At 68.8% G+C, this 19,659-nt stretch carries 17 protein-coding genes; 11 read left to right on the plus strand and 6 right to left on the minus strand.

Features of this window, described 5'->3' with window-relative positions; genetic code table 11:
- The first annotated feature begins 174 nt into the window (after window positions 1–174).
- The 9 genes from ACL9RL_RS15900 (at window position 175) to ACL9RL_RS15940 (ending at window position 10,959) form a co-directional block, all read left to right on the plus strand.
- Window positions 175–1,134: a sugar-binding transcriptional regulator gene (locus ACL9RL_RS15900; protein WP_422781253.1), complete on the plus strand. Its 960-nt coding sequence runs from the start codon at window positions 175–177 to the stop codon at window positions 1,132–1,134.
- 126 nt (window positions 1,135–1,260) lie between these two features.
- Window positions 1,261–2,292 carry a deoxyribose-phosphate aldolase gene (gene deoC, locus ACL9RL_RS15905; protein ID WP_422781254.1) on the plus strand — a complete coding sequence of 344 codons (1,032 nt, stop codon included), beginning with the start codon at window positions 1,261–1,263 and terminating at the stop codon, window positions 2,290–2,292.
- An 8-nt stretch (window positions 2,293–2,300) separates the two neighbouring features.
- Window positions 2,301–3,932: an aldehyde dehydrogenase family protein gene (locus ACL9RL_RS15910; RefSeq protein WP_422781255.1), complete on the plus strand. Its 1,632-nt coding sequence runs from the start codon at window positions 2,301–2,303 to the stop codon at window positions 3,930–3,932.
- Window positions 3,929–4,789, plus strand: coding sequence for an aldehyde dehydrogenase family protein (locus tag ACL9RL_RS15915; RefSeq protein ID WP_422781256.1), 861 nt, complete (start codon window positions 3,929–3,931; stop codon window positions 4,787–4,789). Before ACL9RL_RS15910 ends, ACL9RL_RS15915 begins: the two co-directional genes overlap by 4 nt.
- Before the next feature lie 41 nt (window positions 4,790–4,830).
- Window positions 4,831–6,408 (plus strand): SDR family oxidoreductase, encoded by a 1,578-nt coding sequence (locus ACL9RL_RS15920; RefSeq protein ID WP_422781257.1) that lies wholly within the window; start codon window positions 4,831–4,833, stop codon window positions 6,406–6,408.
- Between the two features lie 81 nt (window positions 6,409–6,489).
- Window positions 6,490–7,119, plus strand: coding sequence for a DUF4232 domain-containing protein (locus ACL9RL_RS15925; protein ID WP_422781258.1), 630 nt, complete (start codon window positions 6,490–6,492; stop codon window positions 7,117–7,119).
- Between the two features lie 288 nt (window positions 7,120–7,407).
- Complete coding sequence (locus ACL9RL_RS15930; RefSeq protein ID WP_422781259.1) at window positions 7,408–8,406, plus strand: malate dehydrogenase; 999 nt, start codon at window positions 7,408–7,410, stop codon at window positions 8,404–8,406.
- A gap of 109 nt (window positions 8,407–8,515) precedes the next feature.
- Complete coding sequence (locus tag ACL9RL_RS15935; protein ID WP_422781260.1) at window positions 8,516–9,175, plus strand: ABC transporter ATP-binding protein; 660 nt, start codon at window positions 8,516–8,518, stop codon at window positions 9,173–9,175.
- Window positions 9,172–10,959, plus strand: a complete 1,788-nt coding sequence (locus ACL9RL_RS15940; protein ID WP_422781261.1) for a hypothetical protein — start codon at window positions 9,172–9,174, stop codon at window positions 10,957–10,959. Before ACL9RL_RS15935 ends, ACL9RL_RS15940 begins: the two co-directional genes overlap by 4 nt.
- 174 nt (window positions 10,960–11,133) lie before the next feature.
- On the opposite strand, the gene ACL9RL_RS15945 is transcribed toward ACL9RL_RS15940, so the two are convergent.
- The 6 genes from ACL9RL_RS15945 to ACL9RL_RS15970 form a co-directional block, all read right to left on the minus strand.
- The gene (locus ACL9RL_RS15945; protein WP_422781262.1) at window positions 11,134–11,994 is read right to left on the minus strand and encodes a MurR/RpiR family transcriptional regulator; all 861 of its coding nucleotides are present in this window, start codon (window positions 11,992–11,994) and stop codon (window positions 11,134–11,136) included.
- Window positions 11,975–12,868: a phosphonate ABC transporter, permease protein PhnE gene (phnE, locus tag ACL9RL_RS15950; RefSeq protein WP_422781263.1), complete on the minus strand. Its 894-nt coding sequence runs from the start codon at window positions 12,866–12,868 to the stop codon at window positions 11,975–11,977. Before phnE (ACL9RL_RS15950) ends, ACL9RL_RS15945 begins: the two co-directional genes overlap by 20 nt.
- Window positions 12,865–13,740: a phosphonate ABC transporter, permease protein PhnE gene (phnE, locus tag ACL9RL_RS15955; RefSeq protein WP_422781264.1), complete on the minus strand. Its 876-nt coding sequence runs from the start codon at window positions 13,738–13,740 to the stop codon at window positions 12,865–12,867. Before phnE (ACL9RL_RS15955) ends, phnE (ACL9RL_RS15950) begins: the two co-directional genes overlap by 4 nt.
- The gene (gene phnC / locus ACL9RL_RS15960) at window positions 13,737–14,561 is read right to left on the minus strand and encodes a phosphonate ABC transporter ATP-binding protein (protein WP_422781265.1); all 825 of its coding nucleotides are present in this window, start codon (window positions 14,559–14,561) and stop codon (window positions 13,737–13,739) included. The genes phnE (ACL9RL_RS15955) and phnC overlap by 4 nt, the downstream gene beginning before the upstream one ends.
- A 3-nt stretch (window positions 14,562–14,564) precedes the next feature.
- Window positions 14,565–15,545, minus strand: a complete 981-nt coding sequence (locus ACL9RL_RS15965; RefSeq protein ID WP_422781266.1) for a phosphate/phosphite/phosphonate ABC transporter substrate-binding protein — start codon at window positions 15,543–15,545, stop codon at window positions 14,565–14,567.
- Window positions 15,546–15,768: 223 nt separating this feature from the next.
- Window positions 15,769–16,509, minus strand: a complete 741-nt coding sequence (locus ACL9RL_RS15970) for an HAD family hydrolase (protein ID WP_422781267.1) — start codon at window positions 16,507–16,509, stop codon at window positions 15,769–15,771.
- A 215-nt stretch (window positions 16,510–16,724) separates the two neighbouring features.
- On the opposite strand from ACL9RL_RS15970, the gene ACL9RL_RS15975 reads away from it, so the two are divergent.
- Window positions 16,725–17,720 (plus strand): hypothetical protein, encoded by a 996-nt coding sequence (locus tag ACL9RL_RS15975; protein WP_422781268.1) that lies wholly within the window; start codon window positions 16,725–16,727, stop codon window positions 17,718–17,720.
- Window positions 17,721–17,963: 243 nt separating this feature from the next.
- Window positions 17,964–19,559 carry a DUF222 domain-containing protein gene (locus ACL9RL_RS15980; RefSeq protein WP_422781269.1) on the plus strand — a complete coding sequence of 532 codons (1,596 nt, stop codon included), beginning with the start codon at window positions 17,964–17,966 and terminating at the stop codon, window positions 19,557–19,559.
- The last annotated feature ends 100 nt before the right edge of the window (window positions 19,560–19,659 follow it).

The following is a 19,659-nucleotide window of genomic DNA, read 5'->3' on the forward strand; positions in this document are numbered from 1 at the left end:
TCGCGGGGCAGGGGTGCGCTCGCGCGAGCGCATCGCGCCGCGGTTGCGCACATGCGCGGGGGCGCGAGCGCCGTGTGCTCATATGAGCACGGGGGGCAACGAACGTTGAGTGCGGGGTGCTGAACCTCTTAAACTTGGAGCGATCGAGGTGATCATCCAGCGAGAGGGCAGCACGTGATCGAGAGCGACGAACTCCTCGCCGTCCGCGCCGCGGAGCTCTACTACGACGAGACCAAGACGCAGGACGAGATCGGCGCCCTCCTCGGCATCACGAGGTGGAAGGTCGGCCGGCTGCTCGCCCAGGCACGCGAGCTCGGCTACATCCGCATCGAGATCGTGCACCCGAGGGCCAGGCGTCTGCCGCTCGAACGAGCCCTGCGCGATCGCTTCGGACTGAAGGACGCCGTGGTGGTCCCCGCCGCGAACACCCCGGCAGAACTCAACGAACGCGTCGCCCGCGCGGCAGCCGACTACCTGAGCGCCATGCGCCCCGTCCCGCGGACGCTCGGCGTCAGCTGGGGACGCACCCTCCGCGATGTCGCGGACCACCTCGCAGACGGCTGGGCGTCCGGTGTGACCGTCGTCCAGATCAACGGCGGCGTCAGCATCAACCAGCGTTCCGGCACCGCGGCATCGACGGCCGCCCGTATCGCGGAGAAGGCCTCGGGCGAGGTGCGCCTCCTGCCGAGCCCCGCCATCCTGGAACGCCTCGAAACCAAACTCTCCATCGAATCCGACCGCACCGTCGCCGACGTCCTCACCACGGCCGCCAACGCGAATGCCTACCTCTACAGCGCCGGCGTCGCAGGGCCGGATTCCGCACTCGTGCACAGCGGCTACCTGACCCAGTCGGAGGTGGGCGTGCTCGTCGCACGAGGAGCCGTCGGCGACGTCGTCGGCCGCTACATCGACGCAGAGGGCATGATCGTGGACCCGTCGCTCGATGACCGCACCGTCGGGCTCGGGCTCGAAGCATTGCGCGCGGCCGAGACGAGCATCGCCGTCATCGCAGGCGCCGAGAAGCACGCGATCGCACGCGCCGTCGTCGGCAGCGGCCTCTGCACCGTGCTCGTGACCGACGAACGCACCGCGGCGTCGCTCATCGCCGCAGACCAGAGCACCAGACAGCACTAGACCGAGCAGCAGATCCATGAACAGATCGACAAAGTAGATCGACGAGCAGACGAGCGGCCGATACGCCGTGCAGCACCCGATACGCACCCAACCAACCGGAGCGAGACCCGCTCGGAAGGACCAAGCATGAACACACCTCCAGGCGACCTCGTCGCCCAATCGTCAGCGCTCGACGTCATCGGCGGCCCAGTCACCGACCAGAGCCTGCGCCGCTACCTGCACGGACTGCCAGGGGTCGACGCCGTCGGCCTGCAGCAGCGTGCGGCCGACCTCGGCAGCCGTTCGATCAAAACGACGTCGAAGGCGTGGGCGCTCGACACGATCATCAAGCTCATCGACCTCACGACACTCGAAGGCGCAGACACCCCCGGCAAAGTGCGCTCGCTCGTCGCGAAGGCGATCACGCCGGACGCAGGCGACGCATCGACGCCCCGCGTCGCGGCAGTGTGCGTCTACGGCGACATGGTGCCGACGGCCGTCGAGGCCCTCGGCGCCGCCCACACCAGGCCGGGTGCACACACCACATCGGGTGAGGCCGCCGGGATCAACGTCGCCGCCGTCGCCACCGCGTTCCCGTCCGGTCGCGCATCGCTCGCCGTGAAGCTCGCGGACACGACCGACGCCGTCCGGGCCGGCGCGGACGAGATCGACATGGTGATCGACCGCGGCGCGTTCCTCGCCGGCCGCTACGGCCAGGTGTTCGACGAGATCGTCGCCGTCAAGGACGCCTGCCGCCGGCCGGACGGCACGTCCGCGCACCTCAAGGTCATCCTCGAGACCGGTGAACTCAACACCTACGACAACGTCAAGCGCGCCTCCTGGCTCGCGATCCTCGCCGGCGGCGACTTCATCAAGACGTCCACGGGCAAGGTGGCACCGGCTGCCACACTGCCCGTCACCCTGCTGATGCTGGAGGTCGTCCGCGACTGGCACCTGCAGACCGGTGTGCGGATCGGTGTGAAGCCAGCCGGCGGCATCCGATCCTCCAAGGATGCGATCAAGTACCTCGTGACCGTCGCAGAGACCGTGGGGGAGGAGTGGCTCCAGCCGCACCTGTTCCGCTTCGGGGCGTCCAGCCTCCTCAACGACGTCCTGCTCCAGCGGCAGAAACTCTCCACCGGGCACTACTCCGGCGCCGACTACGTGACCATCGACTAGGACCCATGATGAGCTTTCTCGAATACGCACCAGCACCAGAGTCCACGGCCGTTCTGAACCTCCGCAACGAGTACGGCCTCTTCATCGACGGCGAGTTCGTCGAGGGGACCGGCGGCACCTTCGCCACGATCTCCCCGTCGACCGAGCAGCATATCGCCACCGTCTCCGCAGCGAGCGAGGCGGATGTCGACCGTGCCGTCATCGCTGCCCGTCGCGCCTACGACCGTGTGTGGTCGAAGATGTCGGGAGCCGACCGCGGGAAGTACCTGTTCCGCATCGCCCGCCTCGTCCAGGAGCGCGCCCGCGAGCTGGCCGTGGCAGAGAGCCTCGACAACGGCAAGCCCATCAAGGAGAGCCGCGACGTCGACGTGCCGCTCGTCGCAGCGTGGTTCTTCTACTACGCGGGATGGGCGGACAAGCTCGACTACGCTGGCCTCGGCGCGAATCCCCGTGCGCTCGGCGTGGCCGGTCAGGTCATCCCGTGGAACTTCCCGCTGCTGATGCTCGCGTGGAAGGTCGCCCCAGCGCTCGCCGCGGGCAACACGGTCGTCATCAAGCCTGCAGAGACGACGCCGCTCACGGCGCTCATCTTCGCCGAGATCCTCCAGCAGGCAGAGCTCCCGGCGGGTGTTGTGAACATCCTCACGGGCGCAGGCGCGACGGGCGCATCGATCGTCCGTCACCCCGATGTCAACAAGGTCGCCTTCACTGGCTCGACCGGAGTCGGTCGCGAGATCGCGAAGGCCATCGCCGGAACCGACAAGCGTGCGACGCTCGAACTCGGCGGCAAGGCTGCGAACATCGTCTTCGACGACGCCCCCATCGACCAGGCTGTCGAGGGCATCGTCAACGGCATCTTCTTCAACCAGGGCCACGTCTGCTGTGCCGGATCGCGACTCCTCGTCCAGGAGAGCATCCACGACGAGGTCGTCGACCGGTTGAAGCGCCGACTCGAGACGCTGCGCATCGGCGACCCGCTCGACAAGAACACCGACGTCGGAGCCATCAACTCCGCCGCCCAGCTCGCCCGCATCCGTGAGCTGAGCGACATTGGCGAGCTGGAGGGCGCAGAGCGCTGGAGCCCCTCGTGCGAACTGCCTGAGAACGGCTTCTGGTTCCCGCCGACGATCTTCACGAACGTGTCGACGAGCCACCGCATCGCGCGGGACGAGATCTTCGGACCCGTCCTGTCCGTGCTGTCCTTCCGGACGCCGGCGGAGGCCATCGCGAAGGCGAACAACACCCCGTACGGCCTGTCGGCCGGCATCTGGAGCGATAAGGGCAGCCGCATCCTCGCGGTCGCCGACAAGTTGCGCGCGGGTGTCATCTGGGCCAACACCTTCAACCGCTTCGACCCGGCCAGCCCCTTCGGCGGCTACCAGGAGTCCGGCTACGGGCGTGAGGGAGGTCGTCACGGTCTCGGAGCGTACCTCGCCGCGGCCGGCAGCCTGCCGTCCCTGGCAGCGTCCTCGTCTTCGTCCGGCTCTGCTCCGGAGACCTGGATCGCTGAAGACGATGCGACGGCAGTCGCCGCGTCGGCTGCTCGGACACCGGCCAAGCCGGCAGCAAAAGCCGCCGCGAAGCCGGCAGCAAAAGCCGCCGCCAAGCCCGCCTCAAGCAAGAAGGGAGCACGCGCATGACGCGTCTCGCCGTTCCGAAGACGTACAAGCTCTACATCGGTGGCAAATTCCCCCGCAGCGAATCCGGAAGGACGTACGAGGTGACCTCCACGAAGGGCGCGTTCCTCGCGAACGCAGCGCAGGCATCGCGGAAGGACGCGCGTGACGCCGTCGTCGCGGCCCGTTCCGCCGTCTCCGGATGGTCGGGGGCGACCGCCTACAACCGTGGCCAGGTCCTCTACCGCATCGCCGAACTCCTCGAGGGGCGCAAGGCGCAGTTCGTCGACGAGATCGTGAACGCGGAGGGTGTTTCGACAGCCGTCGCGACCGAGCAGGTCGACGCGGCGATCGACCTGTGGGTCTGGTACGCGGGCTGGGCTGACAAGTACACGCAGGTCGTCGGCGGGGCGAACCCCGTCTCCGGCCCGTACTTCAACCTGTCGGTTCCCGAGCCCACCGGGGTCGTCGCCATCGTCGCTCCGCAGGGATCGTCGCTGCTCGGTCTGGTGAGTGTCGTCGCTCCGGCGCTCGTCGCCGGGAACACGGTCGTCGTCGTCGCATCGCAGAGCCTCCCGCTGTCCGCGATCAGCCTCGCCGAGGTGCTCGCGACGAGCGATGTCCCAGGGGGCGTCGTCAACATCCTGACGGGATCCGCAGCCGAGATCGCACCGTGGCTCGCATCGCACGCCGACGTCAACGCGATCGACCTCGCCGGCGCAGGCGCCCTCGACTGGATCGATCTCGAGATCGCAGCAGCCGACACGCTCAAGCGCGTGGTCCGCCCGGACGGTTCAGGCGTGTCCGTCGCACCGAGCCTCGACCGCATCACCGCGTTCACCGAGGTCAAGACCGTTTGGCACACGAAGGCGCTCCTGTAAAGGCGGTGCAGCCCCTGGCGGGCGGGGCGTAGCGTGCAGGCATGGCTTCACATGCTGCACCTTCGCCCCGCCGCATCCTCGTTACCGGGGCGACCGGATACATCGGCGGCAGACTCGTGCCCCGCCTGCTGGAAGCCGGGCACAGCGTCCGCGTGCTCGTCCGGTCGCCGCAGAAACTGACCGACGTCCCGTGGCGCGACCGGGTGCAGATCGTGGAGGGCGACCTCGCGGATGCACATGCGGTCGCCGTCGCCTGCGAGGGCATGGACGTCGTCTACTACCTCGTGCACTCGATGGGCGGACGGGGCGACTTCGAAGCGATCGAGCGAACCGCAGCCGAACACGTCGCAGCCGGTGCCGCTGCGGCCGGCGTCGCCCGCATCGTGTATCTGAGCGGACTGCACCCCGACGGGGTCGCCCTCTCGAAACACCTGCGTTCCCGGACGGAGGTCGGGCGGATCCTGCTCGACTCCGGCGTGCCGACGATCGTCCTCCAGGCCGGTGTCGTCATCGGTTCAGGGTCCACCTCCTTCGAGATGATCAGACACCTCACCGAGGTGCTCCCGTACATGCCGGCGCCGAAATGGGTGCGCAACCGCATCCAGCCGATCGCCGTGCGCGATGTGCTGCACTACCTCGTGGAGAGCGCGAGCGTTCCCGGCGACGTGAACCGGGCATTCGACATCGGCGGGCCGGACGTCCTCCGCTACGGACAGATGATGAACGGGTACGCGCTCGAAGCCGGCCTGAAACAGCGGCCGATCGCGTCGCTCCCCGTCTTCACACCGTGGCTCGCATCGCAGTGGGTGAATCTGGTGACGCCGATTCCGCGGCGACTCGCGGTGCCGATCATCGAGTCGCTGCAGGTGGACTGCGTGGTGCGCGAGCACCACATCGACGACGTGATCCCACCGCCGGCCGGCGGTCTGACGGGGTACCGGCGCGCGGTCCGCCTCGCGCTGCAGCGCATGCGGGACGGCGAGGTCGAGACCAGTTGGCGCAACGCGACCGTCGACGGTGCGCCGAGCGATCCGCTGCCGAGCGACCCGGACTGGGCCGGGCACACCGTCTACACCGACGTCCGCGAACGGAAGACGGCGACCACCGCGGAGCGGCTGTTCTCCGTGATCGAGAGCATCGGCGGGGTCAACGGCTGGTACTCGTTCCCACTCGCCTGGGCGCTGCGCGGATGGGCTGACAAGGTCGTCGGCGGGGTCGGGCTGTCGCGTGGGCGGACGGACCCGCACACGCTCAACACGGGCGATGCGCTCGACTTCTGGCGGGTCGAGCACCTGGACCGGGGTCGGCTGTTGCGGCTGCGTGCTGAGATGCGACTGCCGGGGCTCGCCTGGTTGGAGATGAGCGCGACGCCCGTCGAGGGCGGTTCCGTCTACCGGCAGCGCGCGATCTACTTCCCGAAGGGCCTCGGCGGCAGGTTGTACTGGTGGGCGATCCTGCCATTCCACGGCATCATCTTCAGTGGCATGGCGAACCGGATCACGGCGGCCGCCGTGGCGCTCGGGGACGCCCCGAAGCGGTCGAAGGCGATGGAGGCCGTTTCGCCTGAGGAACACGCGGCGGTCGATCAGGCGGAGTCGGAGGCCGGGTCGGTGCGCTGAGCGGGCCTGGTCGGTGCGCTGAGCAGGCAGGTGCGCTGGAGGGGCTGTCGGACAACAGGTGTCGTCGGATAGCGTGGTGCGATGCGACGACGCCTGCTGCCAGCCCTCATCCTGCCGACCGTGGTCGGGATGCTGCTGCTCAGCGGGTGCGCGGACAGCGGCGACAGCGGCGGCGGTGCGACCGCGACCGCGTCTGCATCGCCGAGCCCGTCCAGCTCAGTCAGCGCGTCGCCATCGCCGTCCGGAACGGCCGGGCAGGTCGACCCGAACGCGCCGGCCGGTCAATGCGCAGACGCTTCGATCGGGGTCAGCGTGACCGAATTCGATGCGGGAGCAGGCAACATCTCCTTCGACGTCGCCTTCACCAACACGGGCAGCACGAGCTGTGTGCTCCGTGGGACCCCTGGTGTGTCGGTCGTCGGTGACGGCAACGGCACCCAGCTCGGCAAGCCTGCCAGGCAGAACACGGCGGCGGACCCGGAGGAGGTGCAGCTCGCGCCGGGCAAGCTCGCGCACTCCGTACTGACCGCCGTGAACATCGGCACCGATGGCGGCCCGCTGGACGGGTGCGCCCCCGTCGCCGGTGACGGATACCGGGTGTACCCGCCGCACTCGTTCACCGCCGTGTTCGTGGCATCGGCCGGGGTGCCGGCGTGCAGCACCGATGTGGTGTGGATGACGGTCGGATCGGTGCAGTCCGAGGGGTTCTGAGGTGGGGCGGTGCTGCGCCGGTCACTGATGGTGCCGCCCGGTCACTGATGGTGTTCCTCCGGTCACTGAGCTTGTCGAAGTGCGCCCTTCGACAAGCTCAGGGACCGGAGCTCTGACTGGGGCACCGTTCAAGGACCGGGCCATAGCTCAGGGACAGGGGATCTGACTGTGGCAGCGTTCAGGGACCGGAGCCATAGCTCAGGGACCGGGGAGCTGACCGTGGCACCGCTCAGGGACCGGGCTGCGGCTCGGAGCAGGGGTGCAGCGCTAGGGGATAGCATCTCAGGCATGAGCTCATCGACCGTCGTCACTGTCACGGGAGCCGGTGGCCAGATCGGCTACTCGCTCCTCTTCCGCATCGCGTCCGGGCAGCTGCTCGGCACCGATCGCCCGGTCTCCTTGCGACTGCTCGAGATCCCGCAGGGGGTCGGCGCGGCGGAGGGCACGGCGCTCGAATTGCAGGACGGCGCGTTCCCCCTGCTCGAATCGGTCACGGTCACAACGGACGCAGGCGAGGCGTTCGACGGCACGAACATCGCGCTCCTCGTCGGCGCGCGACCGCGCGGACCCGGCATGGAACGGGCGGACCTCCTGGCCGCGAACGGCCAGATCTTCGGTCCGCAGGGCGCAGCGATCGGTGAACGAGCCGCTGAGGACGTCCGGGTGCTCGTGGTGGGCAACCCGGCGAACACGAACGCGCTCATCGCAGCGGGTTCCGCATCGGGTGTCCCCGCCGAGCGGTTCACGGCGCTCACGCGACTCGATCACAACCGTGCCGTCGCCCAGCTCGCCGCGAAGACCGGCGCCCGCGTGCAGGACATCGACGGTGTGGTGATCTGGGGGAACCACTCCGCCACGCAGGTGCCGGACCTCTCCCATGCGACGGTCGAGGGTCGTCCGGCGCTCGAACTCGTCGACGAGGCGTGGATCGCTGACGAGTTCATTCCGCGGGTCGCGAAGCGCGGCGCCGAGATCATCGCGGTGCGCGGGTCGTCTTCCGCAGCCTCCGCTGCTGCTGCAGCCATCGACCATGTGCACGACTGGGTGAACGGGACGGCGACCCTCGCGAACCGGGACCGCTGGACGTCCGTCGCGCTGCCGTCGGAGGGCTGGTACGGCGTTCCGGAGGGGCTCGTGAGCTCCTTCCCGGCACGATCCGTCGGTGGACGTTGGGAGGTCGTGGAGGGCCTCGACATCGCCCCCGCGTGGCAGGAACGGATCGACGCGTCCGTCGCTGAGCTCGTCGAAGAACGCGACGCCGTGCGGGACCTGGGCCTGTTGCCGTGATCTGACCGTGCCGGGTGCGACGGCGGATCGTCCGCAGCTGTTCGACCGCAGCTGTAGTACATCGTCGTCTTCCTGGGCGAGTGAGCCTCCGGATGCGAGGATGGTCCGTATGGGGATCACTGACGATGCGCTCGGGAGCACACTGGTCGATGCGCGCGGGGTGGGCGCCACGATCGACGACGAGGTGCTGCTCTCGCCGACCGATGTCGCGGTGGGCGCGGGGAGCGCTCTCGCCGTCCGGGGGCGGAACGGTTCGGGGAAGACGACACTGTTGCGCATCTTGAGCGGTCGGCTGCGACCGTCCAGCGGGCATGCGACCATCGCCGGTCGCGCCGTCGACGATCGCGACCGTGCCATCCGCCGGTCCGTCTCCGCGCTCATCGGGACGCCCGCGTTCGCGCCGGACCTCACGGTCCGCGAGCACCTCCGGTACATCTCGACGACCTGGGGTGTGACGGGGGACGCCGCGGACGATGCATCCGATGAGCTCCTGGAAGCCCTGCACCTCGACGCCCTCTCGCGTCGCTTCGCCCACGAGCTGTCGTCGGGTCAGTCCCAATTGTTCGCACTCGCGACGGCCCTCGTCCGCCCGTTCGACGTGCTCATCCTCGATGAGCCGGAGCAGCGACTCGACGCCGAGCGCCGTACGGTCGTCGCCGATCGGGTCAACGTCGCGAAGGCGGGAGGCGCCGCGGTCGTGTTCGCGAGCCACAACGCCGAGTTGATCGAGCGGATCGCCGACGAGTCGATCACCGTCGAAGCGCCGTGAGCGGTGCCTCGGCGCCGGACGGCGCGTTCGATGACACGCGTCCGGAGAGGCGTGGCGGTCTGCCGTCGCGTGCGGAGGACCGCCGTGTGTTCCGCAGCGCACGGATGGTGCTCGCCGGCCGCAACGGGCGGCCGAGCATCGCCGACATCGCCTATCTGGCCTATGCCGGCGGACTCGCCGTCCTCATCGCGGGTGCGCCGCTCGTGCGGCTCGCCGTGCTGGGGCTCATCGAACCGGATGCGTTCGCGGCGATCGGCGCCGACGTGTTCGGCGTCGGCGCGTCGATCGTGGCGGGCCTCGCGGTGCTCGTCGTCGTCCTCGGCGGGGCCGTGCGCGGGCCGGTGGTCCCGCGGCCGTCCGCCGTGCAGTTCCTCGCCGATTCGCCGCTGCCCAGGCGGCTGACGCTGCGCCGGCCGTTCCTGTTCTCGGTCGCCGGGCTCGTCATCGTGGTCTTCATCATCGGTGGGATCGTGGCGCTCTCGCGGCTCATCGGCGTCTCTGGCGGCTCGGCGTCCGGCCAGGCGCCATCCGAAATCGTGTCGGCGGGGTCTGATCTCGGCTCGGCGATGGTCGTCGGCATTGCGGCGGGGCCAGGCGGGGCGGTCCCACCGGACGTGGTGATCGCGTTCCTCCTCGGCGTCATCGCGTTCGCGGCGTTCCTCGCCGTCGTGTGGCTCGCGGCCCAACGTCGGCTTCGCCCGGTGGTCTGGGCGCTCGGTGGAGCGGTCGTCGTCACCTCGGCGCTCGCCCTGGTTGCTCCGGTGGTGCTGCTGTTCACCCCGTGGGGCTGGGTCGGGCTGTTGTGGTCGCAGCTCATCGGCGGGATCGGCGGTCGGCTCGTCCTCGGAATGTCGGGGTTCTGGGGCGCTGGCGGCGGTGAGTTCGCGTTCGTTGCGGGGACCACGATCTGGTGGCCGGCCATCGCGCTGGTGCTCGTCGCGTTCACGGTGCTCGCGGTTCCGCGCCTGCTGGATGGATTGAGGAGTGCGGAGCTCCTGGACCAGTCGCGCCGCTGGCAGTCCGTCGCGATGCTCGTGCAGACGGGGGACGCGGCCGGTGCCGCCGGGCACTTGCGTCCGCCGCCGAGGCGCGGACGTCGCATCCCGATGGCCATGCCGGCTTCGCTCGCGCTCGCCGCGATCGTCCGGTCGGTCGTCGGGTTGCTGCGTTACCCGGGCAGGGGGATCACCGGTTCAGCGGTACTCGTGGTGTGCGGGATCGTCGTCGCCTCGTCTGCGAATGCCGCGGCCGGCGTCGGCTGGGTACTTGTCGTACCGGCCGGACTCGTGGTGTTCCTCGCCGTCGGCGTGTGGTGCGACGGGATCCGACAGGGTGTTGCGAGCGCCGGGGCACCCACGCTCTACGGCCGCCCGCCGAGTGAACTCGTCGTTGTCGCATCGATCGCCCCGCTCATCGCCGCAGTCGTGTTCGGCGGCGTCGGCGCAGGGATTGCTGTTGCAGCGTTCGGGGCCCCGATCCAGGCGCTCGGCTGGTGGTGCGCGCTCGCGGTGTTCAGCGTAGTGTTGCGGGTGTTCGATGCGGCGAAGGGGCCGCTGCCGATCGGTCTGATGATGCCCATCCCGACGCCGCTCGGCGACGTTTCGTACATCAACGTCCTGCTCTGGCAGTCTGACGCAGTGCTGCTCGCAGTCGTCGTCGGCGGCGGGTTGTCGGCGTTCGCGTCATCGCTCGGCGTGGTCGCGTACGTGTGGCTCGCCGTCGCGACGGTGCTCGTGGGGCTCATCGCCGCGTATCGCTTGCGGAAGCTCTCCGCGCAGGACTGAGCCGACCGGGGACGGCTGAGCTGACCAGTCAGCCGGTCGCCCGTCGCCGCATGGCACAAGGAGAACCGCGCGAGAGAAGGTCCTCGGCCGAGAAACCGGCCCTCTCCCGTGCGGTTCTCCTCGTGCGGTGCAGGGGAGCTGCGGTGGGCATGTGCGGTGCAGGGGAGCTGCGGGCTAGTCGCTCAGATTGTCGCTCAGGATGTCGAGCACGATGGAACGACTCGTCCGAGCGACGTCTCCGAGGCGGGACGCGACCACGTCGACGAGCGCCTCCAGCAACACGGCGTGCGGGATGCGCGAGGTATGCTCGAGCTCGTGGCGGAACGACCCGCTCGCCGGCGCGACGACGAGGGCGACATCGGCGATCGAGACGAGCGGGGAACGGGCGAACGACGTCACCGCGACGACGCTCGCGCCGGCGGCCCGCACGGCGTTCGCGGAGCGCAGGCTGGCGTCGTTTGCGCCGCTGCCGCTGATCACGAGGCCGAGGTCGTCGGCCGAGAGACCACGGGCGGCGATCTGCTGCCCGATGGGGTCCGCGACGAATTCGACCGGCCGGCCGATGGCGGTGAGCCGCATCGCGACATCGGTGGCCAGCGGTGAGGACAGCCCGTTGGCGAGCGCGAGCACACGCCTGGCGCCGACGATGCCGGTGACCGCTCGCTCGACGGTCGTCTCGTCGAGCAGGCTGGTGATCTGCGGGAGGCTCAGGGCGAGGGCGTCGACGTCGCCTCTGATGCGACCGAGGGCCGTCGAACCGTAGTCCTGATCCCGCCCTGGGGACTGTGCGAGTTCCCGGGTGAGCGCGACGCGGAGCTGCGGATACCCGCGGTAGCCGAGCGTCTGGCAGGTCCGGACGACGGTCGAGCGGGCGACGCCGGCGCGATCCGCCAGTTCCTGCGCCGTGATCTCGACCATCCCCGCCGCGTCCTGCAGGATCAGGTCCACGACCCGTCGCTCGCTCGGCTGCAGCGCATTGAGCACGGCGGCGATGCGGGTCGTCGGACCCGCTTCGTCAGTTCCCGACCAGTTCACGGACCGGCACCCCCTCGGTGATCCGACGCCGGAGGAATCCGGAGACGGCGTCGATCGACATGGTGACGACGATCACCACCAGAAGCAACATACCGACAGTCGACCACTCCCGGTACTGCGTGTAGGACGTCAGCATGTCGCCGATGCCCCCGACGCCGATGAGCCCCAGGACGGCGGACGCGCGGACGTTGATCTCGAACCGGTACAGCCAGAACGACAGGAAATCAGGCGTGACCTGGGGCCAGACGCCCCAACGGATCGCCTGGCTCGTGCGTCCGCCTGCCGCCCTGACGGCTTCCACCGGTCCAGGGTCGATGCCCTCGATCGATTCGTATCCCCACTTGCCGAGTGTGCCGACGCTGCCGACGGCGAGCGCGAGTGCGCCCGTGAGCGGGGTGAGGCCGGTCACCGACAGGATGATGATGGCCGTGATGATCTCCGGGACGGCGCGGATGACGCTGAACAGCACCCGCAGGAACCAGCGGCTGGGAGCCGGACCGAATCCGCGAGCGGCGAGGAAGCTCAACGGGGTCGCGACGATGATGCCGAGGATCGTGCCGACCCACGCCATCTCGAGCGAGCGCCAGGTCTGCAGGAGCGCTTCGGGGAGTTTCGACCAGTCCGGGTTCGAGAACATCAGCCAGGTGTATCGGACGATCGCGGCGGGGAGGTCGGCGAGGCGGCCCCAGGCGATCTCGATGGACCAGAACGAGGCGACGACGACGAGGGTGACGACGACCCAGGCGATGGCGACCGCCGGGTGCCGCGGCTTCGGCGGGACGCCTGGGAAGCCGGAGGTGCGTCGACCACCCGGGGCGACCGAACGGTTCGGCGGCTTCGGGAGTGCGGCTCGCTGCGGGACGGTGGCGGTCATACGAGTCGCTTTCTGACAGCGGCGGAGAGCAGGTCGATCGCAACGACGATGACGAGGATCTCGAGGATGATGAGGGCGAGCTGGTCGTACCGGTAGTAGGTGCGCACCGCATCGATGAGGAGTCCGAGGCCGCCGGCGCCGACGAGTCCGAGGACGGCGGAGGCGCGGACGTTGAGTTCGAGCACGTAGAGCGACTGCCCGATGAACGACGGCCACACGTCCGGCAGCGCGACGGCCCGGTTGATCTGCAGTTGGGTGCCGCCGGCGGCGCGGCCAGCTTCGATGGGACCGGCATCGTTCGCCTCGATCGCCTCCGACACCATCTTCACCACGATGCCGATCGTGAACAGGAGCATCGCGATGATGCCTGGCAGCGCTCCGACACCGACCATCGCGACGAGGATCGATGCGTAGAGGAGTTCGGGAATGCTGCGGACGATGTTGAGGAGGGTGCGGAGGATGCCGCGTCCGACCCGGTTCGGATTGGTGAGTCTCGCGGCCCAGAGGCTCAGTGGGAGCGAGATGATCACACCGATGGCGGTCGCGATGACCGCCATCTGCACGGTCTCGATGAGCGGGGCGACGGTCCGCGGGAAGAACGACCAGTCCGGTTGGACGAGCTTGAGGATCTTCTCGACCCCGTTCATCCAGTTGCGGGCGATGGCGTCGAATCCGAACGCGATGCCCCACTGTGGACTCATCGCGACGGCGGTGATGCCCAGGACGACGGCGAGGGCGACCCACGGCTTCCAGCGTCCGGCCGGGCGCGGGGGAGGGACGATCACGCGTGCTGCGGCTGCGGCTGCGGCTGCGGCTGCGGCTGCCGGTGCAGATGCCGGTGCAGCATCGCTCGTGGCGGTTGGCGCGTTCATGCCTCCAGCACGTCCTCGCGCTGCACCGATCGACCGTAGATCGCGGCGAAGTCCTCGTCGGTCGCAGTCGCGGCCGGACCGTCGTAGACGACCTCGCCCGCACGCAGCCCGATCATGCGCGAACCGTATCGGCGCGCGAGGTCCATGAGGTGCAGGTTCGTGAGCACCGTGATCCCGAGGTCCTGGTTGATGCGCTTGAGGTCTTCCATGACCCCGCGGGCGGTCGGCGGGTCGAGGCTCGCGACGGGTTCGTCGGCGAGGACGAGCCGGGGCTCCTGGCTGAGGGCTCGCGCGATCGCGACGCGCTGCTGCTGTCCGCCGGACAGACTCGACGCGCGATCCCAGGCCTTGCCGAGGATCTCCACCCGTTCGAGGGCTTCGAACGCGATCTGCTTGTCCGCTGCCGTGTACGCGCCGAGCAGCGTCCGCCACGTCGGCGTGTGCGCGAGCCGGCCGACGAGGACGTTGTTGAGGACACTCGTGCGCTTGGCGAGGTTGAACCCCTGGAAGATCATGCCGATGTCGCCGCGCAGGCGTCGCAGCTCCCTGGGCTTTGCGCCATGCAGCGCGGTGCCGCCGACCTCCAGCGTGCCGCTCGACACCGGGACGAGCCCGTTGATCGTGCGGATGAGACTGGACTTGCCCGAGCCGGACAACCCGACGACGGACACCATCTCTCCCGCCGCGATGTCGAGGTCGACCTCGCGCAGCGCCGTCACGCCGTTGGGGTAGCGGACGGTCAGATTTCTGGCCCTGATGGACCACGGCGCCGAGGCCGGGGCAGCAGCCCCGGCCTCGACACCCGACGTGGAGTCGGTCATGGATCAGACCAGTCCGAGCTTCTTCGCTGCGCGGGCGACGACGTCGAGGGTCGACGGGTCGGCGGGTGCGAGCTTCGTGATGGAGTAGATCGAGGTCAGGACCTTGCTGCCCTCAGGCGTGTTCGAGTAGTCCTCGAGCGCCTTCGTGATCTTGTCCTGAAGACCCTTCGAGAGGTCGGCGGAGACGGCGACGCCGTCGTTCGGGATCTCATCGGTCAGCGCGAACACGGTGACCTTCTTGCCGACGTCCGGCACATCCTTCTTGACGATGTCGCGGGCGTCCCAGAAGCTGAAACCGACTTCCGCGTCACCGTTGTAGACGGCGAGCACGCTCGCGTCGTTCGCCGTGACGGGCACCTGCTGGATGTCGGTGTCCGTGTTGAGACCGGCTTCCTTCAGTGCGAGGATCGGGTAGATGTAGCCGGCGGGGGAGCCCGGTCCGAGGACGGAGACCTTGGCGCCCTTCATCTTCGTGATGCTGTCGAGGCCGGCCGGTCCCTTGAGTGCGTCCGCGCCGTTGCAGAACATCTTGCCGTCGCGTTCGACGGGCTTGTCCTTGCAGTACTTGTCAGGGTTGTTCGTCATGAACTGGCCCGGGTAGGTGATGTTGCCGTTGCGTTCGGTCTGGAGGACGACGGACGCCTTGTACATGTCCTTCGCCTGCCACAGCTGGAGCGACGGCAGGAAGCCGATCTGCGCCTGGCCGGCGCCCATCGCTTCGACGGCCGCCTGGTAGTCCTTCGAGACGACACCGGTGACGTCGATGCCGAGTGCCTTGGTCAGGTAGTCGGTGAGGGGCTTGGCGGTGTCGACGAGTGCGCCCTGGTCCTGTGAGGGGACGAGCGCGAGGACGATCGACGTCGGGTCGGCCTTCGGCGCGGCGGTGTCGGCCGCGGAGGAACCGCCGGATGCCGAACAGCCGACGAGGGCGAGCGCCGCGGCGACGGTCGCCCCGACGATGGTGAGGTGCTTCTTGGAGATCACGGTTCTGCCTTTGCGGTTGAGGTGGGATGAAGGTTGAGCTAGGTGGAGAGGGGAGAAGTCGTGGTGCGGTCGCTGAGGTGTCTGGCCTGGTCGCTTCGCTGTCTGACCCGGTAACCGGGTTCCCTGGCCCGGTCGCTGAGCTGTCTGACCCGGTAACCGGGCTCTCTGGCCCGGTCGCTGAGCTTCCTGGCCCGGTCGCTGAGCTTGTCGAAGCGTCGCAACCTCACCTCAACTCCCACGCGAGCCAGTCGAGGATCACGGGGTAGAGCTCGTCGAGGGTCGCGGCCGCGAAGTCTGGTGTGATGGTCCGTTCCGAAGCGGCGTCGTCGTCGCTCGCGCCCGCTGCAACCGCGCCGTCGACATCCGGGAGGGTGCCGGTGACGAGCGCCGTGCTCGCGCCGCGGCGGTGGGCAGGTTCGAGGTCGTTCGTCCAGACGTCGCCGATCGCGAGGACGCGTCCCTCTGGCAGCCAGCGGTCCAGGATCGCGTCGAGGCCGGCCGGTTTGCCCACCGAGGTGTGGATCTCGTCGAACGCGTCGGTGAGCCCGAGGAGTTCGAGGGCTTCGGGGATGCGCGTCGCCGGCGCGTTCGTCGCGAGGATGAGGTTCGCCGATGCGCGGGCTTCAGCGAGGAACGCTGCCAGGCCGTCCGGTGCGCTGATGGCGGCGTCGAGGGTTGCGAGGCGTTCGCGGCTGGCGAGGTAGGCGGTGCTCAGGGTGTCCTCGGTGGCGCCGTGGGTGATGGCGAGTTCCCGGACGTACCCGTATCCGTCGATGGCATCGGTGCCTGGGACGCGGCCGGACGGGTGGGCTGCGAGGCCGGTCGCGAGTTCGTCGAGGAGGGTCGTGGCGCTGTCGGCCGGCAACGCTTCGGCGATGCCGTTCGCGTACGCGAGCACCGGTCCGTGGCCGAGGGAGATCGTCCCGTCGAAGTCGAAGACCAGGGTGTTCGTGCGCGTGCTCACTCGGTGGGTTTCCTTTCGGGGTGGGTGATGGCTGGATGCCGGAGCGTCCGCGTCGGAACGGTGTGAGGACCGCCGTGGACGATGCGTCCAGAATAAGAGCGAGATGTGGACGGAAAGACCATCTGGGGTGAACAACGGGTGAAATCACGGCCGGGGTGGCGGCGCTGGGGCTCGTGGAGCGATCCGGTCCGGGGGTCGGTGCATACGATGTGCGGATGATGAACGATGGAATCGCGGCTGCTCGACTGGCGGACCTGCTCGCCGTGTCGGCCGCGTTGCAGGCCGGGGCAGCTGAGTTGCAGGCCGGAGTAGCTGACGCCGCATTCGGTGCGGAAGCGTTGATCGAGACTCGCTTGCCGTGGCTGGTGGCGGACATCCGTGCCGATGCCGAGGAGGGTCGGTTCGCCCGGTGGAGCTTGTCGACCGTGGTGGACGAGTTCACCGGGGAAGCTGTGCTCGACCGGGCGACATTTGAGGCGTTGCATCGGATCGCCGGGTTGGGCGGGGTGGATGATGGCGCCGCTGATGCTGACGGAGATGCTGCTCGCCGTGACGTCGTCTGGCCGGTCGGGAATGCGGGGTTGCTGCATGTCTACGGGTATCTGTTGTCGACGGCGGCAACGCCCTGGGGTGCGAAACGCGATCGGTGGGTGGGTGGCGATGTTGCGCGCGCGTTCGGGGAGGATCCGGCGTTCTTGACGCCCTGGCACTGGGCTGGCGTGGTGCATCCAGGGGCTGGCCCGACGATGCTCGCGCGTGTGGAACGACTCGTGTTGGCGGCGCTCGCCGGTGAGGTGGCGGGTAGTGCGGTTCGGTTCGTGCGTGACGAGCCTGTCGTTTCGGGTCGGGATTCCGATCGGGTCGACGACTCGGTTGATGATGCGGGGGAGCGCGCCGCACGTGACGTGATGCGGACCGTCGTCGTCTCGCGGCCGGGTGCTGCTCATGCTGCGCTCGTCTACGGGCGGGTCTCGTCGGTCGAGGCGGCGTCGGATGCGGCCGCTGCGGGTGCTGCAGATGTGACTGCGGTGTCGAGCGGCTCGGGCCGGGCTAGTGTTCGCGTCTCCATTCGACCGATCACGGTCTTTCCGATCGCAGTGCCTGACGATGCGGCCATCGAGGCGCTCTTCGCTGCCGAGTCCCGCCTACGGTACAACGCGGCCTTCCCGGATCTCGCTCCGATGACCCAGCTCGCCGTCGATCGCCCCTGAGTCGGTCGACCCCGCCCGGTCGACCCCGCCCTGTCGTCGCCCCGGTCCCTGAGCCTGTCGAAGGGCAGCCTCGCAAGTCGTCGCCGCCCTGGTCCCTGAGCTTGTCGAAGGGTCCACCCTGTTTGCCCGTCACCCGTCGCCCCAGAGCCCTCGTTTCACCCCACACCTGTCGCCCATAAACTCCAGATCAGCATCATATTCTCCACCTGTTGCAGTGTCAGTGGTCGATGCGATGCTTATCTCATGTCGTTCTCCTCCCCATCTTCACATCCGGCCGGGTTCACCGAGCCGCCGGTGTTCGAGGACGTCGTGGCAGCGCTTGACGAACTTCAGGTGGCATGGACCGGTGCCGTGCCCGCGTTCACCACGAACGACGACGCAGTCGTCCCTTCCGAGGTGTTGTCGTCCAGTGGTCGTGCTGCAGTCGAGTTGGACACGATGACCGATGCCGGGCTGATCCGGGTGGTGGATCGCCTCGGCGGCCTGCAACACACCCTCGACGCGTTGCAGGCCGCTGCGGCGGGGACGGTGGCGGCCCGGTCGGGGAAGGATCGTGGTGGTGACGGGCTCGCGAAACGGCTCGGTCATGCGTCTGCTGCGGTGGTCGTGTCGGAGCGCTGGCGGGTCTCAACCGCCCGTGCCGCCACCCTGGTTGATGTCGGTTCCGCGATCGTCCCGAAACGCTCATTCCTGGGGGTGGTGCAGGAGTGTGAGTTCCCGAAAGTCGCGGTCGCGATCCGCCCAGGCTCCCACCTGTCTGCGCCGGTCGAACCGTTGTCCGATCCTGCTGGTGACAGTGGCCGTGTCGTCGGAGACGGCATCGGGTGCGGGGTGGGTGCCCCGGTCGCGTTGACGGTGGATGCTGCGGCGGCGATCGTGCGGGAGCTCCGACTCGGTGCGAAGGTATCGGAACCTGTGAAGGTCGCGGCGATCGAGGAGACGCTGGTCGATCATTGCACCGGCGTCGGCGTGAGCACTGCCCGCCGGGCTGCTGTCGTCGGGCGGACGATCCTGGATGAGGACGGCACCGAACCCCGTGAGCACGTGTTGAAGTCGCGCCGGTCCCTGCGCCTGGTGGAGCAACCGGATGGGATGACGAGGCTCACTGCGGTGTTGGATCCGGAGTCCGCGATGTGGGTGCGTGGCGCCCTGGACGCGATCGTCGGCAAGAACCTGCGCACTCCGGTCTTCGTCGAACAACCCGCACCCGAGGAAGAACTCACCGATCGTGATGCCCCAGACCCCGCGGATGACATGCCGGATCCGCGAACGATCGAGCAACTGCGCCTGGACGCATTGATCGACGTCTGCAGACACACCGCCGGATGCACGGAAGCCGCCACCACGTTGGCACCGGTGAGCATTGTCGTGCGGATGAACCTCACTGAGCTGCAGGCCGGGCTCGGCCACGCCACGATCGATGGGGTCACGGAACCGGTCAGTGCCGGCACCGTGAGGCGCCTCTCCGGAGACGCGAACCTCCTCCCCGCGGTCCTCAACGGCCCATCACAGATCCTCGACCTCGGGAGGTCCCGGCGGTTGTTCTCCCCGGCGCAACGGTTGGCGCTGACCGAGCGGGACGGCGGGTGTGCTTGGACCGGATGCCCGCACCCGCCCGCATACACGGAAGCCCACCACATCACTTGGTGGTCGGCCGGTGGCCGAACAGATCTCGGCAATGGGGTGATGCTCTGCACCCACCATCACCACCGCGTCCACGCCGACGGATGGGGCATCCGGGTCAGGGACGGGTCCCCGTGGTTCATCCCACCCGCACACCTGGACCGTACCCGCACACCCAAGCGTGGCGGACGGGTACGACTGGAACGCCCGGGCTAACTGGGCGTCGTCCGCCCCTGCCCTTCGACAGGCTCAGGGACCGACCTCCCCAGACGCGAGAACCCGGTCACTGAGCTTGTCGAAGTGCCCGAAACCGCAG

This window comes from Plantibacter sp. Mn2098, from assembly GCF_049319745.1.
Taxonomy (GTDB): Bacteria; Actinomycetota; Actinomycetes; order Actinomycetales; family Microbacteriaceae; genus Plantibacter.

Bases quoted from the DNA above. Each gene is read 5' to 3' on its own strand.
- deoC (WP_422781254.1), top strand. From the start codon at position 1,261: ATGAACACACCTCCAGGCGACCTCGTCGCCCAATCGTCAGCGCTCGAC.
- ACL9RL_RS15910 (WP_422781255.1), top strand. From the start codon at position 2,301: ATGAGCTTTCTCGAATACGCACCAGCACCAGAGTCCACGGCCGTTCTG.
- ACL9RL_RS15915 (WP_422781256.1), top strand. From the start codon at position 3,929: ATGACGCGTCTCGCCGTTCCGAAGACGTACAAGCTCTACATCGGTGGC.
- ACL9RL_RS15920 (WP_422781257.1), top strand. From the start codon at position 4,831: ATGGCTTCACATGCTGCACCTTCGCCCCGCCGCATCCTCGTTACCGGG.
- ACL9RL_RS15925 (WP_422781258.1), top strand. From the start codon at position 6,490: ATGCGACGACGCCTGCTGCCAGCCCTCATCCTGCCGACCGTGGTCGGG.
- ACL9RL_RS15930 (WP_422781259.1), top strand. From the start codon at position 7,408: ATGAGCTCATCGACCGTCGTCACTGTCACGGGAGCCGGTGGCCAGATC.
- ACL9RL_RS15935 (WP_422781260.1), top strand. From the start codon at position 8,516: ATGGGGATCACTGACGATGCGCTCGGGAGCACACTGGTCGATGCGCGC.
- phnE (WP_422781263.1), bottom strand. From the start codon at position 12,868: ATGACCGCCACCGTCCCGCAGCGAGCCGCACTCCCGAAGCCGCCGAAC.
- phnE (WP_422781264.1), bottom strand. From the start codon at position 13,740: ATGAACGCGCCAACCGCCACGAGCGATGCTGCACCGGCATCTGCACCG.
- phnC (WP_422781265.1), bottom strand. From the start codon at position 14,561: ATGACCGACTCCACGTCGGGTGTCGAGGCCGGGGCTGCTGCCCCGGCC.
- ACL9RL_RS15975 (WP_422781268.1), top strand. From the start codon at position 16,725: ATGATGAACGATGGAATCGCGGCTGCTCGACTGGCGGACCTGCTCGCC.
- ACL9RL_RS15980 (WP_422781269.1), top strand. From the start codon at position 17,964: ATGTCGTTCTCCTCCCCATCTTCACATCCGGCCGGGTTCACCGAGCCG.